Genomic DNA, 4,463 nt, shown 5'->3' with positions numbered 1-4,463 from the left:
TTAGACCTCGCTACCGTAGCAATCAGTGATGCGGACTATTTCAAAACAATGGGTATGCAGCTTAAAATAGGGAGCAACTGGACAGGCAACCTTGCTGCCGACTCCCTCAATGTAATACTCAACGAGGCAGCTGTGACAAGGATGAGGTATAAAGATCCGCTTAACCAGGTGATTACCTGGCACGACGTCCCCCAGCGGGTAAAAGTTATCGGCATAGTAAAAAATTCGCTGATGGCCTCTCCTTTTTCGCAGGCAGCACCGACTATTTTTATCTATGATCCGGGCTCGGGAAATATCATCACCTATCGTCTGGCGGCGCGTGTAAATACAAAGACTGCGATTTCCCGGCTGGCCCCGATATTCGGAAAATACAATCCCTCCTATCCCTATTTATATAAATTCGTCGATGACAGCTATGCGTCGAAGTTCAGTCTGGAAAATCTCATCGGTAAATTAGAGGGTCTGTTTGCTACTCTGGCCATACTCATCTCCTGTCTGGGTCTTTTTGGGCTTGCTGCACATATGGCTGAGCAGCGCACAAAAGAGATTGGCATCCGTAAGGTATTGGGAGCGTCTGTATCCCAGGTTTGGTTCCTGCTTTCAAAAGACTTTATCGTCCTCGTTCTCATAAGCTGTGTGATTGCTTCTCCGGTCGCCATGTATTTTCTCCAGGAATGGCTGCTGAAATATGAATACCGGATAAGCATCGGGCCTTTGGTCTTTATACTCGCGGCCCTGGCAGCTGTTGTGATCACTTTGGTAACGATCAGTTTCCAGGCGATAAGAGCTGCTGTTTCCAACCCGGTAAAAAGCCTGAAAATGGAATGATTTAATTTGATAATCAACTATTTGTGTTGCTGAAGGCAATGGACAGTTAATAGTTAGTGCAAAAGTTCAGAATGCTTGCCGGCTCAGCGTGTTTGAAGATTCTGTATTTTTCTTGCCGGACCATTAAATCTACCGGCGGATGAATGATTTCTTCTCCAAACTGGAAAACTTTCTTTTCGACATACTGGGGTTGATACTACCCGGGGCTATTTTTTTATTGATCCTCTTATCGCCTTGCCTGTTTGTCGACATGGCCAACGTGCCACCGGGAGCTGTTGACAAGTCGGTGATATTATCGGCGTTGAAAACGATCTCGAATATTTTAAAAATATATTGGACGAGCTATCCAAAGTCGGCGTTGACGATTTCCACCATTTTGGCTTACCTGATGGGGCATACTGTGAAGGTGTTTTCGAGATTAAAATATGAATTCCTGGCAGCCATCTTCGATGAAGGACTAAATAAACCGGTAGTCAGGGTTTATGCCGGCCTCAGGAACCGGATATTCCGTCAGTCCTCATCAAAAGCATACTTGCAGCTTAGAGAGCTTTTCAAACCATTCAGGACCTTGATTGAATATATCTTCACCTTTAGTCCCCCTCATCATTTCAAGAATGATGCGGTTTTAAAACAGAATTGTTTGGACAAGCTGAACACCCGTCTTTCCATTGATTACCCGGATGATGACCGTTCGATCACTAAGATCTCAGGAGTCATCAGCAACCAGGAGAACATAAAGACACTCGGCCCATTCTTTCTGGCAAAGTATAATTTGTACAGATCGCTATCGCTAATCTTCCTTTTTACAACACTTTATTATATCTATTTTTTTAAGGTGGCAGGCATATTTATTGCTCCTGCATCCCATGAAATTTCTACGCTTATCCTTGTTTCACCGGCTATTTTATGGTTTACTTTTCATGTGAAATTTAAGAGGTACTGGACACTCTATGGAGACGAGCGGTTGATGTCTTTGTTTTATTTTTTGAATAAGAAGAAGCTGAATGAAAGCTGATAAGATACTTTTCATCGATACTGAGACCGGGGGCATCGATCCTGCAAGCCATAGTTTGCTGTCCCTTGCTCTCGTCGTATGGAAAGAGCTGGAGGTCAGGGCGTCGATAGAAATACTTGTCAATGATGGAGTGCTCAACGTAACGGAAAAGGCGCTTGAGATTAATGGTATCAACCTCAGTGAACACAAAAAGAAGGCTGTATCACCTGTCCTTGTGCTGCAGCAGTTGGATCAGTTCCTGGATATTCATTTTTCCAGGGATGAAAAAATAATTTTGGGTGGTCACAACATCAATTTTGATGTAAACTTCCTGAATGCTTTTCTTACCCGAAATGGCTATGACTTTCAACGGCGGTTTTCCCATCGCTATGTAGATACGTCGTCCATTCTTTTTTATTTGTATCTGACTGGCAAAATCAAAAGAAAACTCACGGCCTCGCAGGACGCATTCGATTATTTTGGAATAACTGTGCAGGGACGTCATACGGCGCTGGGGGATGCCTTCGCGACAGCTCAGTTGTTCGGCAAGCTCGTAAGCATTTTGTATCGGGATTCCAAAGGCCGGTCTTCCCAGTCAAGAGACATGTCTGACCTGTTTGCGTCTCAAAGCGATAATATTTGATAAATGGAAATAAAAAAAGCCCCGACTTTAAGTTGGGGCTTGCTGTTGCATTTGGTAGCGCGTAGGGGAATCGAACCCCTCATTCCTCCGTGAAAGGGAGGCGTCTTAACCGATTGACCAACGCGCCATTTTTTAGAGCTGTCCTTCGCAGTTTTCCGCGAAAGGAGTGCAAAGATATAGGCAAGATGAAAATCTGCCAAATTTTTTTACATCCTTAGTTCTCAATTTTTTATCGGTTGCGCTGAAACCCTTTGGGACCGTATTCCGGCTTGCGGCATCCGGGTCAGATGTCTCTGTCTGTCTTTCCCTGAGCTTCTGACCTGTCATCCCTGTGCCTCTGTCGCGCCATGCCCTGTGCCTTGTTCACTTTTGGCCTTTTCTACCACGTTAGCAATATTTAGCATGCTCCGGAGGTGTTCTGCCCTATTATCTCCAACCGAAATTCCGCCTGGCCAACCCTCTGGATTTAAGAAAATTAGGCGTTGTTTTGAATTGATATCCAAAAATTTACATAATCGTAAGCAGGCAATAATGTAACTTCGCTTCCTCAAAATTTTAAATTCAAAACATTCGTTATGAGCACAGTAAAAGTTGCTATCAATGGATTTGGCCGGATCGGGCGTTTGGCTTACCGCCAGATTCACGGTTTGGAAGGGATCGAAGTAGTGGCGATTAATGATTTGACCAGTCCCAAGGTGTTGGCTCACCTGCTGAAGTATGACAGCGCACAGGGCCGTTTCGAGGAAGACGTTAAATCTACTGAAAACTCAATTGTCGTAAATGGCAAAGAGGTTAAGATATATGCCCAGAAGAGTCCTGCCGAAATTCCCTGGAAACAGCATGATGTAGATGTTGTTCTGGAATGTACCGGCTTTTTCACCGATAAGGACAAAGCTGCTGCTCACCTCACTGCAGGCGCAAAACGCGTTGTTATCTCGGCTCCTGCTACTGGCGACCTCAAAACGATCGTGTTCAACGTTAACCATAATATCCTGGATGGCACCGAAACGATCATCAGCTGTGCATCCTGTACTACCAACTGCCTGGCTCCAATGGCCCAGGTGCTGGAAGAGAAATATGGCATCGTGACTGGTCTCATGACGACGATCCACGCCTATACCAATGACCAGAATACACAGGATGCTCCGCACCCCAAAGGCGATCTTCGCCGTGCGCGCGCTGCAGCTGTAAACATTGTACCCAACAGTACTGGTGCAGCCAAAGCCATTGGCCTGGTATTGCCTAGCCTGAAAGGTAAACTGGATGGTGGTGCTCAACGTGTTCCGACCCTTACGGGCTCCCTCACCGAGTTGGTTACTGTTCTGAAGACGAAAGTTACCCTCGAAGAAGTCAATGCCGCTATGAAGGCCGCCGCCAACGAAAGCTTTGGTTACACCGAAGACGAGATTGTGAGCAGCGACATCATCGGTATTCGTTACGGTTCGCTGTACGATGCTACTCAAACACGCGTCATCTCCAATGGAGACCAGCAGCTGGTCAAGACTGTCAGCTGGTATGACAACGAAATGAGCTATGTAAGCCAGCTCGTTCGCAGTCTGCACTACTTTGCCAAATTGATCTCCAAATAAGATTGCATTATAAGCCCGGTCTGTCAAGTGACAGACCGGGATCTTTTTATACCAGCTTATAATATTTCTATGAGCCAATTCAGCCAGCACAGCTTTGCTAATGAAAAAGCCCTTATCCGGGTGGATTTCAATGTTCCGCTCAACGATAAGTTTGAGATTACCGACGATACCCGCATGCGGGCAGCCATTCCTACCGTTAAAAAGATCCTCGCCGATGGTGGCAGCGTCATCCTGATGAGCCATCTGGGGCGGCCAAAAGATGGCCCGACGGAGAAATATTCGCTAAAACACCTTGTTCCTCATCTGCAGGAGCTGCTGAACACTCCCGGCCAGGCAAACGTCCCTGTCCTTTTTGCCAATGACAGTATAGGCGAACAGGCTGTCCTTACTTCAAAAATGCTGCGTCCCG

General features: G+C 46.0%; 5 protein-coding genes and 1 tRNA gene. 5 read left to right on the top strand and 1 reads right to left on the bottom strand.

The genetic code is table 11. The features are described from left to right. The 3 genes from VK541_RS02625 to VK541_RS02615 all read left to right on the top strand — a co-directional run. Positions 1-828 (top strand): ABC transporter permease (locus tag VK541_RS02625; protein WP_324366647.1); only part of this gene is annotated, 828 nt, incomplete at its 5' end. Between the two features lie 139 nt (positions 829-967). After that, on the top strand, positions 968-1,843 hold the full coding sequence (locus tag VK541_RS02620; protein WP_324366645.1) for a hypothetical protein: 876 nt from the start codon (positions 968-970) through the stop codon (positions 1,841-1,843). Further along, on the top strand, positions 1,833-2,465 hold the full coding sequence (locus VK541_RS02615; RefSeq protein ID WP_324366643.1) for a 3'-5' exonuclease: 633 nt from the start codon (positions 1,833-1,835) through the stop codon (positions 2,463-2,465). The genes VK541_RS02620 and VK541_RS02615 overlap by 11 nt, the downstream gene beginning before the upstream one ends. A 52-nt stretch (positions 2,466-2,517) precedes the next feature. On the opposite strand, the gene VK541_RS02610 is transcribed toward VK541_RS02615, so the two are convergent. After that, a tRNA-Glu gene (locus VK541_RS02610) sits at positions 2,518-2,592 on the bottom strand. A gap of 448 nt (positions 2,593-3,040) precedes the next feature. On the opposite strand from VK541_RS02610, the gene gap reads away from it, so the two are divergent. Further along, the gene (gene gap / locus VK541_RS02605; protein ID WP_324366641.1) at positions 3,041-4,054 is read left to right on the top strand and encodes a type I glyceraldehyde-3-phosphate dehydrogenase; all 1,014 of its coding nucleotides are present in this window, start codon (positions 3,041-3,043) and stop codon (positions 4,052-4,054) included. A 69-nt stretch (positions 4,055-4,123) separates the two neighbouring features. Next, positions 4,124-4,463 (top strand): phosphoglycerate kinase (gene pgk / locus VK541_RS02600; RefSeq protein WP_324366639.1); only part of this gene is annotated, 340 nt, incomplete at its 3' end.

The organism is Pedobacter sp. (genome assembly GCF_035317785.1).
Taxonomy (GTDB): domain Bacteria; phylum Bacteroidota; class Bacteroidia; order Sphingobacteriales; family Sphingobacteriaceae; genus Pedobacter.
Note: the sequence above shows the minus strand (reverse complement) of the source record. Positions and strands in the feature narration are given on the sequence as shown.

Bases quoted from the DNA above. Each gene is read 5' to 3' on its own strand.
- VK541_RS02620 (WP_324366645.1), top strand. From the start codon at position 968: ATGAATGATTTCTTCTCCAAACTGGAAAACTTTCTTTTCGACATACTG.
- VK541_RS02615 (WP_324366643.1), top strand. From the start codon at position 1,833: ATGAAAGCTGATAAGATACTTTTCATCGATACTGAGACCGGGGGCATC.
- gap (WP_324366641.1), top strand. From the start codon at position 3,041: ATGAGCACAGTAAAAGTTGCTATCAATGGATTTGGCCGGATCGGGCGT.